15 protein-coding genes are annotated in these 14,581 nt (G+C 65.8%); 12 read left to right on the top strand and 3 right to left on the bottom strand.

Translation table 11 applies throughout. The features are described 5' to 3' along the window. Nucleotides 1–5 precede the first annotated feature (5 nt). The gene (locus tag ACO1P8_RS19730; protein ID WP_486297576.1) at nt 6–2,168 is read left to right on the top strand and encodes an ATP-dependent DNA helicase; all 2,163 of its coding nucleotides are present in this window, start codon (nt 6–8) and stop codon (nt 2,166–2,168) included. A 143-nt stretch (nt 2,169–2,311) separates the two neighbouring features. Here the strand turns inward: ACO1P8_RS19730 and ACO1P8_RS19725 are convergent, their stop codons facing one another. Continuing rightward, nucleotides 2,312–3,169 carry an outer membrane protein assembly factor BamD gene (locus tag ACO1P8_RS19725; protein WP_486297585.1) on the bottom strand — a complete coding sequence of 286 codons (858 nt, stop codon included), beginning with the start codon at nt 3,167–3,169 and terminating at the stop codon, nt 2,312–2,314. A 49-nt stretch (nt 3,170–3,218) separates the two neighbouring features. On the opposite strand from ACO1P8_RS19725, the gene ACO1P8_RS19720 reads away from it, so the two are divergent. From ACO1P8_RS19720 to ACO1P8_RS19670, 11 genes are all read left to right on the top strand, one after another. After that, nucleotides 3,219–4,178 carry an RluA family pseudouridine synthase gene (locus ACO1P8_RS19720; protein ID WP_486297575.1) on the top strand — a complete coding sequence of 320 codons (960 nt, stop codon included), beginning with the start codon at nt 3,219–3,221 and terminating at the stop codon, nt 4,176–4,178. Between the two features lie 56 nt (nt 4,179–4,234). Continuing rightward, on the top strand, nt 4,235–4,975 hold the full coding sequence (gene pgeF / locus ACO1P8_RS19715) for a peptidoglycan editing factor PgeF (RefSeq protein ID WP_486297584.1): 741 nt from the start codon (nt 4,235–4,237) through the stop codon (nt 4,973–4,975). A gap of 125 nt (nt 4,976–5,100) precedes the next feature. Beyond that, complete coding sequence (gene phaC, locus ACO1P8_RS19710; RefSeq protein ID WP_486297574.1) at nt 5,101–6,741, top strand: class I poly(R)-hydroxyalkanoic acid synthase; 1,641 nt, start codon at nt 5,101–5,103, stop codon at nt 6,739–6,741. Nucleotides 6,742–6,797: 56 nt separating this feature from the next. Beyond that, a complete protein-coding gene (gene phbB / locus ACO1P8_RS19705; RefSeq protein WP_094843034.1) occupies nt 6,798–7,535 on the top strand; it encodes an acetoacetyl-CoA reductase in 738 nt (245 codons plus the stop codon). A gap of 151 nt (nt 7,536–7,686) precedes the next feature. Then, the gene (gene phaR, locus ACO1P8_RS19700) at nt 7,687–8,250 is read left to right on the top strand and encodes a polyhydroxyalkanoate synthesis repressor PhaR (RefSeq protein WP_486297573.1); all 564 of its coding nucleotides are present in this window, start codon (nt 7,687–7,689) and stop codon (nt 8,248–8,250) included. A 466-nt stretch (nt 8,251–8,716) separates the two neighbouring features. Beyond that, nucleotides 8,717–9,253 carry an iron transporter gene (locus ACO1P8_RS19695; RefSeq protein WP_094843032.1) on the top strand — a complete coding sequence of 179 codons (537 nt, stop codon included), beginning with the start codon at nt 8,717–8,719 and terminating at the stop codon, nt 9,251–9,253. Continuing rightward, nucleotides 9,253–9,603: a cupredoxin domain-containing protein gene (locus ACO1P8_RS19690; RefSeq protein ID WP_486297572.1), complete on the top strand. Its 351-nt coding sequence runs from the start codon at nt 9,253–9,255 to the stop codon at nt 9,601–9,603. The genes ACO1P8_RS19695 and ACO1P8_RS19690 overlap by 1 nt, the downstream gene beginning before the upstream one ends. A gap of 30 nt (nt 9,604–9,633) precedes the next feature. Further along, on the top strand, nt 9,634–10,491 hold the full coding sequence (locus ACO1P8_RS19685) for an FTR1 family iron permease (protein ID WP_486297571.1): 858 nt from the start codon (nt 9,634–9,636) through the stop codon (nt 10,489–10,491). Between the two features lie 37 nt (nt 10,492–10,528). Then, entirely contained in the window at nt 10,529–11,914 is a 1,386-nt protein-coding gene (locus ACO1P8_RS19680; protein ID WP_486297570.1) for a 4Fe-4S binding protein, read from the top strand. 63 nt (nt 11,915–11,977) lie between these two features. Next, nucleotides 11,978–12,877 (top strand): PhzF family phenazine biosynthesis protein, encoded by a 900-nt coding sequence (locus tag ACO1P8_RS19675; protein ID WP_486297569.1) that lies wholly within the window; start codon nt 11,978–11,980, stop codon nt 12,875–12,877. 348 nt (nt 12,878–13,225) lie between these two features. Further along, complete coding sequence (locus ACO1P8_RS19670) at nt 13,226–13,684, top strand: hypothetical protein (RefSeq protein WP_486297568.1); 459 nt, start codon at nt 13,226–13,228, stop codon at nt 13,682–13,684. 247 nt (nt 13,685–13,931) lie between these two features. Here ACO1P8_RS19670 and ACO1P8_RS19665 read toward each other — a convergent pair whose 3' ends face one another. After that, nucleotides 13,932–14,276, bottom strand: a complete 345-nt coding sequence (locus ACO1P8_RS19665; RefSeq protein WP_486297567.1) for a BON domain-containing protein — start codon at nt 14,274–14,276, stop codon at nt 13,932–13,934. Between the two features lie 45 nt (nt 14,277–14,321). Next, nucleotides 14,322–14,483 carry a DUF1328 domain-containing protein gene (locus ACO1P8_RS19660; RefSeq protein WP_066353213.1) on the bottom strand — a complete coding sequence of 54 codons (162 nt, stop codon included), beginning with the start codon at nt 14,481–14,483 and terminating at the stop codon, nt 14,322–14,324. Nucleotides 14,484–14,581 lie beyond the last annotated feature (98 nt).

The raw sequence follows: 14,581 nt of genomic DNA, 5'->3' as shown, positions 1-14,581 counted from the left end.
TTTCCATGTTGCATCTGCAGCTTGCCGAGTATTTCGCCGAAGACGGCCCGCTTGCGAAGGCGTCGCCCGGCTATCGCCTGCGCCAGTCCCAGGTAGAGCTGGCGCAGGCCATCGAACAGACCATTTCACGCCGCTCCACCCTGGTCGCCGAGGCGGGCACGGGCATCGGCAAGACCTGGGCCTATCTGGTGCCGGCCTTCCTGGGCGGCGGCAAGGTGCTGATTTCCACCGGCACCCGCACGTTGCAGGACCAGCTCTTCAATCGCGATCTGCCCCGCGTGCGGGCTGCGCTGGCCGTGCCGGTGACGGCCGCGCTGCTGAAGGGGCGGGGCAATTATCTCTGCCATTATCATCTGGACCGCCTGTCCGGCGATGACCGCGCGCTGAAATCCCGCGCGGAAATCAGCCAGCTGCGGCATATCCAGCGCTTCGCCGCGCACACCAGCACGGGCGACCGCGCCGACCTGGCCCAGGTGCCGGAAGACGCCGACATCTGGCAGCGCGCGACTTCCACCCGCGAAAACTGCCTGGGCCAGGAATGCCCGCGCATCCGCGATTGCTTTGTGGTGAAGGCCCGCCGCGAAGCGCAGGAGGCCGACGTGGTGGTCATCAATCACGCGCTGTTCATGGCGGACCTGGTGCTGCGCGAAGAGGGGATTACCGACCTCCTGCCGGAAGCCGACACGGTTATTTTCGACGAAGCGCACCAATTGCCGGACACCGCCACGCGCTTTTTGGGCACCAGCCTGTCCACGCACCAGTTGCTGGACTTCGGCCGCGCCGCCGAAGCCGCCGGCCTGGCCTATGCCCGCGAAGCGATGAACTGGGGCGAAGCGTCGCGCAAGCTGGAGCACGCCGCGCGCGAATTGCGCCTTTCCTGCGGGGCGATCGAGCATATGCCCGGCCGCAAGGCCAACTTCGAGGCCGTACCGGACGCCGATGGCTTTCATGAAGCGCTGCATACCCTCAACGATGCGGTGCACGCGGTCACGCGCGGCCTGACCCAGGTGGCGGAAAAGCATCCGGACCTTGCCGCGGCCGCGCGGCAGGGCGCGGACATCCTGCTGCGGCTCAAGCGCTGGGCACCGCCCGCGCGGCCGGATGCCGCGGGGGCGCCCGGGCCAGAGGAAAGCGACGACGCGGTCATCGCCGCCTGGTCGGCCGCAATGGCCGCGGGCGTATCGGCGGCCATCGCATCGGACGCATCGCACGCGGCGGCCACCGGGTCCGATGCGCCCCGCGCGCCGGCGCCCGACGGCACGCGCCCCAGTCCCCAGGCGATGGTGCCGCCATTGGCCGACTGGACCGGCCCTTCCGTGCGCTGGGTCGAACACGGCACTCATCATGTGCGTCTGCATGCGGCGCCCCTGTCCGTTGCGCAGGCTTTCTCCAAGTACCGCAAGCCGGGCCAGGCCTGGGTACTTACATCCGCGACGTTATCGGTGCATGGCGACTTCGGCCATTTCACCCGGCAGCTGGGCCTGGACGATGCCGTGACGGGGCATTGGGAGTCCCCCTTCGATTACGGCTCGCAGGGGCTGCTTTTCGTGCCCAAGGACCTGCCGGAACCGCAGGCGCCGTCCTTCGCCGAACGCTTCGTCGCGACGCTGATGCCCCTGCTGCACGCCAGCCCCGGCGGTGCGCTCGTCCTGTGCACGACGCTGCGCGCGGTGGACCGCTTCGCGGGCCTGCTGGCCGATGCCTTCGATGCCGACGGGGTCGAATGGCCATTGCTGCGGCAGGGCGAGGGGACTCGGCGCGACCTGCTGGAACGCTTTCGCACGCTGACCCATCCGGTGCTGGTGGGCAGTGCCAGTTTCTGGGAAGGCATCGACCTGCCTGGCGATGTGCTGACACTGGTGGCGATCGACAAGCTCCCGTTCGCGCCGCCGGACGATCCCGTCATCGAGGCGCGTTTGCGCGAGTGCCGCGCGCGGGGCGGCAATCCCTTCGCCGAATACCAGCTGCCCGAAGCAGCCATCGCCCTGAAGCAGGGCGCCGGACGCCTGATCCGCACCATGGGCGACTGGGGCGTGCTGATGGTCGGTGATGTCCGGTTGGTCGAGAAAAGCTACGGCAAGCGCCTCTGGCGCGGCCTGCCGCCCTTTGCCCGTACGCGCGAGCTGAACGAGGCCCTCGCGTTTCTGTCGCGCAAGGCGCAGGGTTAAGCCCACCCCCGAAGCGCTTCGCGCTTCCCCCTCAAGGGGGCGACGCTGGCGGACCGGCGGAGCCGGATCCGCTGCGTCCCTGATGGGGCCAGACTGTTTCAGGATACGGTGCGGTGGCGCGTAGCGTCACCGGGCTGGCCGGTTTACATCCAGCTCCAGGGATCCCACCAGTTCTTATCCTTTTTGAACCCTTGGCTGGGGAATGTGCTGTTGGGGAAATTGGTGTTCAACACCCGGCGGGCGTCGGCTTCCAGCTTCGGCATTTTCAGCTTTTCGTAGGATTTGTAGAGGATGTACAGGGCCTCTTCCGATGCCGGCGCTCCCTGGAAATCCGTGATGACGGTCTGGGCGCGGTTGGCCGCCGCCACGTAGGCGCCGCGCTCGTAGTAGTAGCGCGCGACGTGGACTTCATTCATCGCGATGGCGTTCACCAACCACACCACGCGCAGGCGGGCGTCGGCCGCGTATTTGCTGTCCGGGTAGCGCTTGATCAATTCGTTGAAGGCGTCATAGGACGCACGCAGCCCCTTGGGGTCCCGTTCGCTGGGATCCTGGCCAGTGATGTTGGTCATGAAGGCGCTGGCCGGCGTGAAATTGATCAGCCCCTTCAGGTAGAGCACGTAGTCGGTGCCGGGATGATTCGGATACAGCTGCTGGAAACGGTCGATGGCCGCCAGCGCCTGATCGTTTTCGCCGTCCTTCCAGTTGACGTAGGCCAGGTTGATCAGCGCCTGCTGGGCGTAGACACCGAAGGGATAGCGGCTTTCGACGGCCGTCAGGCGTTCGCGGGCGTCTTTCCAGTTGCCGGCATCCATTTCCTGCTTGGCGTCGTTGTAGAGCTGTTCCGCGCTCCAGTTGGCGGTTTTGTCGTACTTGGCGCCGCTGGTGCCGCACGCTGCCAGGAGGGCGGTAAAGGCGAGCGCCAGACACAGGCGCGCGACCGACCCGAGGCGGAGGGCGGCAAACGGGGAGGCGGGAACGCGGGGAGTCACGACGGTCATTTCCTTGGTGTTAGCATGGCTGGCTGCGTCGATTATATGATTTGTCTCCATGTCCGAGTTAGCCGCCAGCGCGGATCTCCCTTCCGATGACGAACCGCAAACGCTGCGGGTCCCGGAAACCGTCCAGGCCGACCGGCTGGACAAGGTGTTGTCCGGGCTGCTGCCCGAGCATTCCCGCAGCCGCCTGCAGGGATGGATCGAGGCCGGCTACGTGCAGGTGAACGGCGCACCCGCCAAGGTCCGCCAGGCGGTCGGTCCCGGCGATCTCATCGCCGTCTGGGAGCAGCCGGCGCCGGACGCAATGGCGTTCGAACCGGAACCGGTGGATTTCCACGTCATCGCCGACAGTCCGGCCTGGGTCGTCGTCGACAAGCCGGCCGGCCTGGTGACGCATCCCGGCGCCGGCAACTGGCGCGGCACGTTGCTCAACGGTTTATTGTTCCGCTACCCGGAGCTGCGCGGCGTGGCGCGCGCGGGCATCGTCCATCGCCTGGACAAGGACACCTCCGGATTGCTCGTCGTGGCACGCACGGAACAGGCGCAGACCCATCTGGTGCGCCAGTTGCAAGCCCGTACCATGGGGCGCGAATACGTGGCGCTGGTGCATGGCCAGGTGGCCGGGCCCGGCACGGTGGACCGGCCGTTGGGCCGCGACGCCCGCGTGCCGGTACGCATGAGCGTGGACCGTCCCATCGCCCCCAAGCATGCCGTGACGCATTACACGCCCGTAGCCCGCGGCCTGGCCGATGGCGCGCGGGTTTCCCGTGTCGTGTGTCGCCTGGAAACCGGCCGTACGCACCAGATCCGCGTCCACCTGGCCAGCCTGGGGCACCCTTTGCTGGGAGATACCCTGTATGGTGGCAAGGCGCTGGCGGGGGCCACGCGCCAGATGTTGCACGCGCGCGCCTTGCGCTTCGAGGACCCGGCGGGCAGCGGCCCCCTGTCGTTCGAGGCGCCGGTGCCGGCGGACATGGCAACCGTCTGCCAGGCCATCGCCTGGGACGCATGAGAGGGCAACCCGTGAACTTTCCCGCATCCGCATCCTTCGGGGCCGAGTCGACCGTCCTGCCCGTGGTGACAGGCCCCCAATGGGCCGGTGTGCGCTATTTCTGCACTACCCGGGCCGGCGGCGTGGGCACGGCGCCGCATGACACCTTGAACCTGGGCCTGCGCGCCGACGACCAGCCGGAAGCGGTGGCGGAAAACCGGCGCCGCGTGCGGGCCGTGCTTCCGGCCGATCCCCTCTGGTTGCGGCAAGTGCATGGCGCCCGGGTCGTCGATGCCGATGCCCCCCTGGAAGAAGAGCCGGCCGCGGACGCCGCGGTCACCGCGGCCGCGGCCCGCCCGCTGGCCATCATGGTGGCCGACTGCCTGCCGGTGCTTATTGCCGATGCCGGCGGCCAGGTCCTGGGCGTGGCGCATGCCGGCTGGCGGGGGCTGGCAGGCGGTGTCCTCGAAAATACCTTGCAGGCCCTGCGGCGCAAGTGCCCTGAGGCATCGGCATGGCGGGCGTGGATCGGGCCCGGTATCGGTCCGGATGCGTTCGAGGTCGGCGCCGACGTGCTGGACGCGTTCGCCGCCGACGGGCCGGACGCGGCCGGGCTGTTCGTCCCGCGCGCGGGCCTGGCCGGCAAGTGGCTGGCCGATCTGCCGGCCCTGGCCGCGCTGCGCCTGGCCCGCGCCGGTGTCGGCGTGGTGCACCGCAGCGGGCTTTGCACGGTGTCGGATCGCGAGCGCTTCTTCTCGTATCGCCGCGACGGCCGCACGGGGCGGATGGCGATGCTGGCCTGGCTGTCGCCGCAATGAGCGATCAACCGGCAGGCCGCATCGCCGGGAACGCGTTGGCGCGCCCCCTGCGAATACCCGCATTGACACTCCATGCACCGCAATGCACCATCCTTTTTGAAAAGCGACCATAACAAGGTGTCGAGTTGACTGCCCATCCATCCGCAGCATGGCCCGTTCCAGTGGGTGTCGCGCCGGATATCCTGGCGCAGATACAGGCCGACTTTTCCCGCGACTGGCAGCGCCTGGCCGACGATGCCCGCGCCGGGCGCCTGGAGCCGCCCGCGGATAAGCGGTTCGCCGGCGAAGCCTGGCGGCGCAGCCCCCATCATCTGGCCATGGCACACGCCTATCTGTTGTCCGCCCGTGCCATGCAGCGCATGGTGGACGCCGCCAGCGTCAGCGAACCGCTGCGCGACCGGCTGCGGTTTTCCATCATGCAGTGGCTGGACGCCATGGCGCCGTCCAACTTCCTGGCCTTTAATCCCGATGCGCAGGAATCCATCTTCGCCTCGGCCGGCAAGGCCCTGAACGAAGGCATGGCCAATCTGCTGAACGACCTGCGCAAGGGCCGCATCACGCAGACCGACGAAAGCCAGTTCGAAATCGGCGTCAACGTTGCCGTGACCCCCGGGCAGGTGGTCTTCGAGAACCCGCTGTTCCAGTTGATCCAGTATTCGCCTTCGACGCCCAAGGTGCACGAGCGGCCCCTGGTTATCGTGCCGCCGAATATCAACAAGTTCTACATCCTGGACTTGCAGCCGGCGAATTCCTTCGTACGCCACGCGGTCGATGCGGGCTTCACTGTTTTCATGATGTCCTGGCGCAACCCCGTATCCGCCGACGGCGACGGGGTCGATCGGGCACAGTGGGACGATTACCTGCTGAACGCCGTCCTTCCCGCCTTGCGCGTGGCGCGCGAGATCGCCGGCGTGGAGCAGGTAAACGCGCTGGGTTTCTGCGTGGGCGGGACGCTGCTGGCGTCGGCGCTGGCCCTGGCGCACGCGCGCGGCGAAAGGCCGGTTGCCGCCTTGACGCTGCTGACCGCCTTGCTGGATTTCCGCGATACCGGTGTACTGGATGTGTTCGTGGACGAAACCCACGCCTTGCTGCGCGAACGCCAACTGGGCGGCGGCGGCCTGATGTCCGGCCGCGAGCTGGCCACCACGTTTTCCTTCCTGCGTCCCAACGAACTGGTGTGGAATTACGTGGTGGACAACTATCTGAAGGGCCGCACGCCGCCGGCCTTCGACCTGTTGTTCTGGAACGCGGACAGCACCAATCTGCCGGGACCGTTCTTCGCCTGGTATTTTCGCAACACTTATCTCGAGAACAATCTGAAGGTGCCCGGCCGCTGTGTCGTGGCCGACGTGCCGCTGGACCTGACCAGCCTGGACATGCCGGCCTATATCTTCGGTTCACGGGAAGATCACATCGTGCCGTGGACATCGGCTTATGCTTCCACGCAGTTGTTGCGCGGCACGCAGCGATTCGTGCTGGGAGCTTCCGGACATATCGCGGGCGTCATCAACCCGCCGGCGAAGAAACGGCGCAGCTACTGGACCACCGGTGCAACCCCCGCCGGATCGCCGGCCAAGCTGCCCGGCGATCCGGCGGCATGGCTGGCGAGCGCGCAGGAACATCCGGGCAGCTGGTGGCCCGACTGGACGGAGTGGTTGGCCGGCCAATCGGGCCGACTGATCCCGGCGCCGGCGCGGGCGGGCAGCGCAGCGTACGCGCCCATCGAGCCCGCGCCGGGACGCTATGTAAAGGTAAGAGCCATGTAGTGGCACGCAGGACCGACAGCAGGACATTGAGTGCGCAAGCACACAGGAGAACATCAATGAGCGGAAAACTGGCATATGTGACGGGCGGCATGGGCGGCATAGGAACTTGTATCTGCCAGCGTCTCGCCAAGGACGGGTTCCGCGTGGTCGCGGGTTGCGGACCCAGCCGCAATTACCAGCAATGGCTGGACGAACAGGCGGCGCAGGGCTATACGTTTTACGCCTCGGTCGGTAACGTCGCCGATTGGGATTCCACCGTACAGGCATTCGAAAAAGTGCGTGCCGACTACGGTACCGTGGATGTGCTGGTGAACAACGCCGGCATTACGCGCGATGGCTTGTTCCGCAAGATGTCCCTGGACGACTGGCGCGCCGTGATCGACACCAATCTGAACGGTGTGTTCAATGTGACCAAGCAGGTGCTGGACCACATGGTCGACCGTCAATGGGGCCGGATCATCAACATCAGCTCCGTCAACGGACAGAAAGGCCAATTCGGCCAGACCAACTATTCCACCGCCAAGGCCGGCATCCATGGATTCACCATGGCTTTGGCCCAGGAAGTGGCGAGCAAGGGCGTCACGGTAAACACGGTATCGCCGGGCTATATCGGCACGGACATGGTGCGTGCCATCCGGCCGGACGTGCTGGAGAAAATCGTCGCGACTATTCCGGTGCGGCGCCTGGGCACGCCCGAGGAAATCGCGTCCATGGTCTCATGGCTCGCATCCGATCAATCGGGCTTTGCCACGGGCGCGGATTTCTCGTTGAACGGCGGCTTGCATATGCATTGAACCCGGCGCCCGCGCCGCGTCCGGGCGGATCCGGTGCTTTCCAGCCGCGAGCAGGACTAAGATATGGCCATCGCTCAGGCGCCGCGGGTGGCCGTATCAATCGGTATTACATCCATAAGTACAACACGATCGACCCGAGCAGGGGACAACCATGACGCAAGCCCAAGCAGGCGCCAGTACGCGCCTGATCAAGAAGTACCCGAACCGCCGTTTGTACGATACGCAGACCAGCACGTACATCACCCTGGCGGATGTCAAGCAACTGGTGCTGGCCAACGAGTCCTTCCAGGTCGTGGACGCCAAGAGCGGCGACGACCTGACGCGCAGCATCCTGCTGCAGATCATTCTGGAAGAAGAGGGCGGCGGCGTGCCGATGTTCTCTTCCAACATGCTGGCGCAGATCATCCGTTTCTACGGACATGCCATGCAAGGCATCATGGGTTCCTACCTGGAAAAGAATATCCAGGCCTTCATGGAGATCCAGGAACGCATGGCTGAGCAGTCCAAAGGCCTGTATGGCAACCAGTTCGGCCCGGAGGCCTGGACGCAGTTCATGAACGGCCAGGCCCCCATGATGCAGAACATGATGAACAGCTACATCGAGCAGAGCAAGAACCTGTTCGTGCAGATGCAGGACAAGATGCAGGACCAGACCCGGTCCATGTTCTCTACCTTCCCCTTTCCCGGCGCCACCCCCGGCAATCGCGGCAAATAGGAAGGCGAAGCCGTAAACGCCGGGGATGCCCTTGGGGCATCCCCGGCGGGCGTGGCTGGCGCGCGGTGTTCGTGCTTGCATCGCGGCGCTTTACACGCAGCTTCAACGCCCCCGCTTCCGCACGTGTCCCCTTTTCCCTAGCGACTCGCGACGGCGACCCGCGACCTAGCCGCGCGGGGTCGCCGCGGGCAACTTGCCTTGCCGGCGTGTCCGGCCGCCCGCCTTCTGGGCAGGTACCGGCCTTCCCGAGGGAACCCAGTCCCGCGAACGGGGTCTACCGTGCTGGCCGGCGGCGGCGCCGGCGCCAGGCCTGGGCAGCAACCGGGCCGCCGCGAAACGCGTCCAGGGGTGGGGCCGTTCAGCGGCTAGTATGAAAACAGTTCTTGTTTGCATTCATCCTTACTTTTCCCTATCCTTTTAACTTTACGGTCGCATGACGGCGCGCAGTCGCCGGAAGGAACACTCGATGATCAAACAGGCTCTTGCCCTGGCCGCCGGCCTCGCCCTTTGCGCTGCCGCCCAAGCCGCTGAATATCCCATTGGCAAGCCTGCGGAAAAGGGCGGCATGGAAATCGGCGCCGTCTATCTGCAGCCTATCGAGATGGATCCGCCGGGGGTCATGCGGCCGGCCAAGGATTCGGACATCCACCTGGAAGCCGATATCCATGCCACCGCCCAGAATCCCACGGGGTTTCCGGAAGGCGAATGGATGCCTTATCTGGTGGTCAAGTTCGAATTGCAGAAGGTGGGCAGCAACAATGTTCAGAAGGGCATGCTGATGCCCATGGTCGCGAACGATGGTCCGCACTACGGCGACAACGTCAAGCTGGAGGGACCGGGCAAGTACAAGCTGAAGTTCCTCATTTCCCCTCCGACCGCGGACTCGCACAGCCACTTCGGCCGCCATATCGACAAGGAAACGGGCGTCGGGCCCTGGTTCGCGCCCTTCGAGCTCGACTATGAATTCGTCTACGCCGGCACCGGCAAGAAGGGTGGCTATTGATGAGGTACCTGGCCCGCGCAGGGTTGCCGGCGCTCGCGCTGGCGCTGACGTTGGCCGCGGGCCCGACCCGCGCCGACGAGTTGCCGACGTTCCAGCTGACCTTCAAGCCGGACGGCACCTTCGAACCCGTGCGGCTGGAAGTGCCGGCCGGGCGCTTCAAGATCGAGCTGATCAACGAAAGCAAGGAGCCGGTGGAATTCGAAAGCATCCCGCTGCGCAAGGAAAAAGTATTGGGACCCGGCGTGAAATCCTTCGTCGTGATCACCATTTCGCGGCCGGGCGAGTACCCCTTCTTTGACGACTTTCACCAGAACGTCAAAGGCACGCTGGTCGTTAAACCCAAGGATTGAATGGGGCGCATAAGCGCCCCCGGCGGTGTCATGGAACAGGTCTCTTTTATCGTTTGGCGCGAATCCGTCGAAGCCTTGCTGGTCGTGGGCATCCTGTATTCCTGGCTGCGCGCCTCCCCGGAAGGCCGGCGCGGCCTGCCCTATCTGTGGGGCGGCGTGGCGGTTGGCCTGGGACTGGCTGTCGCGCTGGCGCTGGTACTGCTGGGTGTTTCGTCCTGGCTGTCCGACACAGGACAGGAGTGGTTCCAGGCCGGTATGGCGCTGGTGGCCTGCGTGCTGGTCGTGCAGATGGTCTTCTGGATGAAGAAGCACGGCCGCACGCTGAAGGGCGAACTGGAAAGCGGTGCGCGCGATTCGGTGCGCGACGACAACTGGTGGGGCCTGCTGATTCTGGTGATGATCGCGGTCGCGCGCGAAGGCAGCGAAACGGTTGTATTCCTGTACGGCACGGTCTCGGCCGGTGCGGAAAACGCCAGCAGCTGGATGCTGGGGCTGGCCGGATTGGCGGGCTTCGTGGTGGCGCTGTTGACGTTCTGGCTGCTGCAACTGGGCGGCAAGCTGATCACCTGGCGCCGCTTCTTCCGCGTAACGGAAATCCTGCTGCTGCTGCTGGCGGGCTCCCTGCTGGTGGGTGGCCTGGACCACCTGATATCGCTGGGCGTGGTGCCGCCGCTGGTGGACCCGATCTGGGACAGCAGCTGGCTGCTCGACGACAGCAGCGGCATAGGTAAAATCCTGGCCGACTTCGCCGGCTATCGCGCGTATCCGGCGCTGATCACGGTGCTGGTCTGGATCGCCTACTGGATCGTGGTGTGGGCGCTGTTGCGGCGTGCCGGTCCGGCGGCGCCGCGCGCCGCCGCTGCCTCGGCATCGGCCAGCGCGCGTTGAGGGCCCGAGGCGGAGTCTCTGTAAAGGTGATGAACCGATGGCTGTAGCTGTGGCGCGGGCAACCGTCCGCGTGGCCGATTTCCTCCGTGACCATGCCCCTTTGCTGCGCAAGCTGCAATGGGGCATTGTTGCTTTGTATGCATTCCTGCTGATCGTACCGGCAGTGATGCCCCTGCCGAACAACACCGCGTCGGTGTTCAACAACCTGACGGTGGTCGCGCAGTTCGCGTTCTGGGGTATATGGTGGCCCTTCGTGCTGGTGTCCATGCCTATCATGGGCCGGGCGTGGTGCGGCCTGTTCTGCCCTGAAGGCATGCTGACCGAATGGGCCAGCGAACGCGGCAAGGGCCTGGCGATTCCCCGCTGGATGCGGTGGGGCGGCTGGCCCTTCGTGGCATTCGCCCTGACGACCATCTACGGCCAGTTGGTCAGTGTGTACCAGTATCCGCTGGCGGTCCTGGCGGTGCTGGGCGGCTCGACCGCGGCCGCGATGGTGGTGGGCTGGCGTTACGGCCGCAGCAAGCGCGTCTGGTGCAAATACCTGTGTCCGGTCAACGGCGTCTTCAATCTGCTGGCCAAGCTCGCGCCCTGGCATTTCAAGGTCGACGAACAGGCCTGGCGGCATCCTGTTATCCGGATCCAGGCGGTCAATTGCGCGCCCCTGGTGCCGCTGCGCCACATGAAGGGCGCGGCGGACTGCCATATGTGCGGACGCTGCAGCGGCTATCGTGGCGCCATCGCGCTGACGCCACGCTCGCCCGAGGCCGAGATCGTCGACGTGGCCGGGGGCGACGCCTGGCAGACCGCGCTGGTGGTCTTCGGCATGATGGGCATCGCCATCGGCGCCTTCCTCTGGAGCTCCAGCCCCTGGTTCGTGACCGTGAAGCAGGCGGCCGCCACCTGGCTGATCGACAAGGACATCATGTGGCCGCTGCTGGACAACGCGCCCTGGTTCATCCTGACGCATTATCCGGACGTCAACGATACGTTCTCCTGGCTGGATGGTGCCTGCATCCTGTTTTTCATCGCCGCCACCACGGTGGTCGTGGGCGGTGCGCTCTACGCCGGGCTGTGGCTGGCCGATCGCGTGTTGCCGGCCGTGCCGGGACGTACCGCCTGGGGCGGGGCCGGCCTGCACAAGCTGGCGCAGCCGCTGATACCGGCCGCCGGTATCGGCGTCTTCCTGGGCCTGTCCGCCACCACCATTACGCTGCTCAAGCACGAGGGCGTGCGGGCGCTCTGGGCCAACCCCGTGCGCTTTACGCTACTGAGCCTGGCGGTGGCCTGGACGCTGCGGCTAGCGTGGCGCGTCATGGGGCAGCGTACGCAGTCCACGGGGCGCAAGCTGGCCGCGTGGTTGCTGTTCGCGGCCGGGCTGGTGCCGTTCTGCATTGCTTGGCTGCTGCTTTTCGTGGCCTGGTAACCCGCCTTGCCGGCGACGCCGGGCCGGCGCGGCGGGCCCTGGGGCCTGCTGTAACATGCACGGATGAGAACGTACCGCTATCGTCTACTGAATGTCTTCGCCGAAAGCACTTTCGGCGGCAATCCCCTGTGCGTATTCGAGGATGGCAGTGGCCTGAGCGATGCCGAAATGCAGGCACTCGCGCTGCAGTTCAATCTTTCCGAAACGACCTTCATCCTGCCTTCGTCGTCGGCCACCGCCCGTGTGCGGATTTTCACGCCGGACTTCGAAATGCCTTTCGCCGGCCATCCCACTCTGGGTGCCTCGCAGGTGGTGCGCGCGCTGACCGGTGCGGGCGACAGCCTGACGCTGGAAATGCGGGCGGGGCTCGTGCCGGTACAGGCGCGGGACAATACCTGGACGCTGACGGCCCCTGGCGGCAGCACGCCGGAAGTTCGCCGGCCTGCCTTGCCGGCCGCCGCCATTGCGGCCCAGCTTGGATTGGGCGAGCAGGACCTGCTGTCCGAACCATTGTGGCTGGATACCGGCGCGCACCAATTGTTGGTGCCGCTGGAATCCGCCGATGCCGTGCGTCGCGCCAGGCCTGACGCGGCGCGGCTGGCTGAATGGGAGCCCAACAAAGGGGGCCGTCGCGCCGCCTATGTCTTCGCGTTCGAGGGCAGCGCCGGCGATGCCGCGGATGACACGAACGGTGGGCAGGGTATCCAGCGCGTGCTCGCCCGCTATTTTTTCATCTCATCGACCGGCGGCGTGGTAGAAGACCCGGGCACCGGCTCGGCCTGCGCCAACCTGGGCGGGTGGTGCGCCGCGACCGGCCGTCCCTTGCCGGCGCGGTTGCGCGTCGCGCAAGGCGAGCAAGCGGGTCGGCCCTGCTTCCTGGGGCTGGAGGTCACCGTCGATGGGCAAGTCCGCGTATCCGGGCAGGTGCTGGAGCTGGGCAGCGGGACCATCACGCTGCCTTGAGGCCCGGCGTCGGGGCATGACCCTGCGCTTTCCTTCATTTCAAAAGAAAAAGCGCACTTTAAAACGCCTGTATCGAGCGTGCTTGCTATCTTCGCTAGACCGATATCGCAGGCGTGCCTCGCTGAATCGAATTCGAGCGCGCATTCCGATGTCCACCGAAGCCGCCGGAGGGCACGATGCACGACGAGACGCGAAGACACGCTCATTTCGAAGAACTCGCGCGTATCGCGATTCCGGTCGGCCTGTCCAACGGTGTATTGCCTACCTGCTTCCTGGACGGGATCGTGCCGTCCGCGGATTCCAACTATGTTTCGGCCGCGCTGGTCGGGCAGGTTTTGGGGGGCCGGTTTGGGGATCGCCGGCCTGGAAAATTCCGGTGGTTCGAAGAAATTCACGATAGTCCAGGCGCCGCCGTTGTCGCCGGAAAATCCATCGACATGGCCCTCCGGCCCGTCGGTGGACGCGGCCTGCGGCGTAAGTGGCGGGCGGGTGGCGTTCGCCACCCGCGACGGGGTGATCTACGGTTTCACCAAGGACCCGATCGGCGACCGGAATGCCTTCTTTGCCGTCGCGGCGAAAGATTCGGCAAACCCGGCCGTCTATTACTACGAAGGCATGCCGGCGGAAGTGTTTTTCTATAAGAGCATGGTGGACGGCGATCCAACGGATCCCATGATGCAGCGGCGAATCGGGTTTCACTACGAGAAGCTGTACGCCATCGGCGGTGGATGGAAACCTGGGGCTGCTATACCTGTTGGGCCCGGAGCGCTCGTCACCCCCTCGTCCTTCGCCGGTCCTGGCCATTGATGTGGCGACCAATACACCGCTCGCCGTCGAGGGCAACCCGCCCCGCGGCAACGAGGTCGTTTCGCTGCCGTCGGCATGGGCGGACCGGGTCAATAACCTCTATTACGTGTCCGGAGTAAAGTCCGCGCCGGGAAGCGGCAGCGCCCTTGCCATCGGCGTATACCGCGTCTCCGTCGCCCGACCTGGAGCGTCCAGGAACCGGGCGCGACGAGCGGGCGGCGGCGACCGTTCATCGCCTTCCCGGCATTTACTTCTTGGCCTTCGTCGGATCGACCTTCAGATTGTTCTTCACCTGCTTGACGCCTTCGACGCCGCGCGCCGCATGCGTGGCCTCGTCGCTTTGCGCGGCGGACGCTACCGTGCCCGTCAACGTGACGACGCCATTATTGGTTTCGACCGCGATGTCCAGCGCGCTCAGCGACTTGTCGGCGACGATGGCGGCCTTTACCTTGGTGGTGACCACGGTGTCCGAGGCGTATTCACCCACGGATTGCTTGGGCTTGCCGCCCGTGGCGTTGTCCGCGGCGTGGGCGGCTGGCAGGGCGGCGCTCAGGCCCAGGATGGCACCGATGATGAGCTGGCGGGTACGCATAGGCGTTTCTCCTTGTTCAGTTGGGGGGTAAGCCGTATGCCGGCGTTATCGTCGGAATACGCCGCCCAGGACGGACAGAAGCGCCAGGACGAGGAAAACGATGAAGAGGATTTTCGCGATGCCGGCGGCGCCGGCGGCAATGCCGCCAAAGCCCAGTACGGCTGCGATGATGGCGATAACGAAGAAAACAGCGGCGTAGTACAGCATGGTGTGCCTCCCGATTCGGAAAAGCGCCGGGCTCGCGGGGCGGCCCGGACGGTGGCCTCGATGCCGGGCCGGTGTGGCCGGGCGTTCGGGTTAGCACT

Source organism: Bordetella sp., from assembly GCF_057362025.1.
This window is presented reverse-complemented; position numbering and strand designations above follow the sequence as displayed.

What these genes read in the sequence shown, in the direction of transcription:
- ACO1P8_RS19730 (WP_486297576.1), top strand. Translation starts at nt 6, where the DNA reads ATGTTGCATCTGCAGCTTGCCGAGTATTTCGCCGAAGACGGCCCGCTT.
- ACO1P8_RS19725 (WP_486297585.1), bottom strand. Translation starts at nt 3,169, where the DNA reads ATGACCGTCGTGACTCCCCGCGTTCCCGCCTCCCCGTTTGCCGCCCTC.
- ACO1P8_RS19720 (WP_486297575.1), top strand. Translation starts at nt 3,219, where the DNA reads ATGTCCGAGTTAGCCGCCAGCGCGGATCTCCCTTCCGATGACGAACCG.
- phbB (WP_094843034.1), top strand. Translation starts at nt 6,798, where the DNA reads ATGAGCGGAAAACTGGCATATGTGACGGGCGGCATGGGCGGCATAGGA.
- phaR (WP_486297573.1), top strand. Translation starts at nt 7,687, where the DNA reads ATGACGCAAGCCCAAGCAGGCGCCAGTACGCGCCTGATCAAGAAGTAC.
- ACO1P8_RS19695 (WP_094843032.1), top strand. Translation starts at nt 8,717, where the DNA reads ATGATCAAACAGGCTCTTGCCCTGGCCGCCGGCCTCGCCCTTTGCGCT.
- ACO1P8_RS19690 (WP_486297572.1), top strand. Translation starts at nt 9,253, where the DNA reads ATGAGGTACCTGGCCCGCGCAGGGTTGCCGGCGCTCGCGCTGGCGCTG.
- ACO1P8_RS19685 (WP_486297571.1), top strand. Translation starts at nt 9,634, where the DNA reads ATGGAACAGGTCTCTTTTATCGTTTGGCGCGAATCCGTCGAAGCCTTG.
- ACO1P8_RS19680 (WP_486297570.1), top strand. Translation starts at nt 10,529, where the DNA reads ATGGCTGTAGCTGTGGCGCGGGCAACCGTCCGCGTGGCCGATTTCCTC.
- ACO1P8_RS19675 (WP_486297569.1), top strand. Translation starts at nt 11,978, where the DNA reads ATGAGAACGTACCGCTATCGTCTACTGAATGTCTTCGCCGAAAGCACT.
- ACO1P8_RS19665 (WP_486297567.1), bottom strand. Translation starts at nt 14,276, where the DNA reads ATGCGTACCCGCCAGCTCATCATCGGTGCCATCCTGGGCCTGAGCGCC.
- ACO1P8_RS19660 (WP_066353213.1), bottom strand. Translation starts at nt 14,483, where the DNA reads ATGCTGTACTACGCCGCTGTTTTCTTCGTTATCGCCATCATCGCAGCC.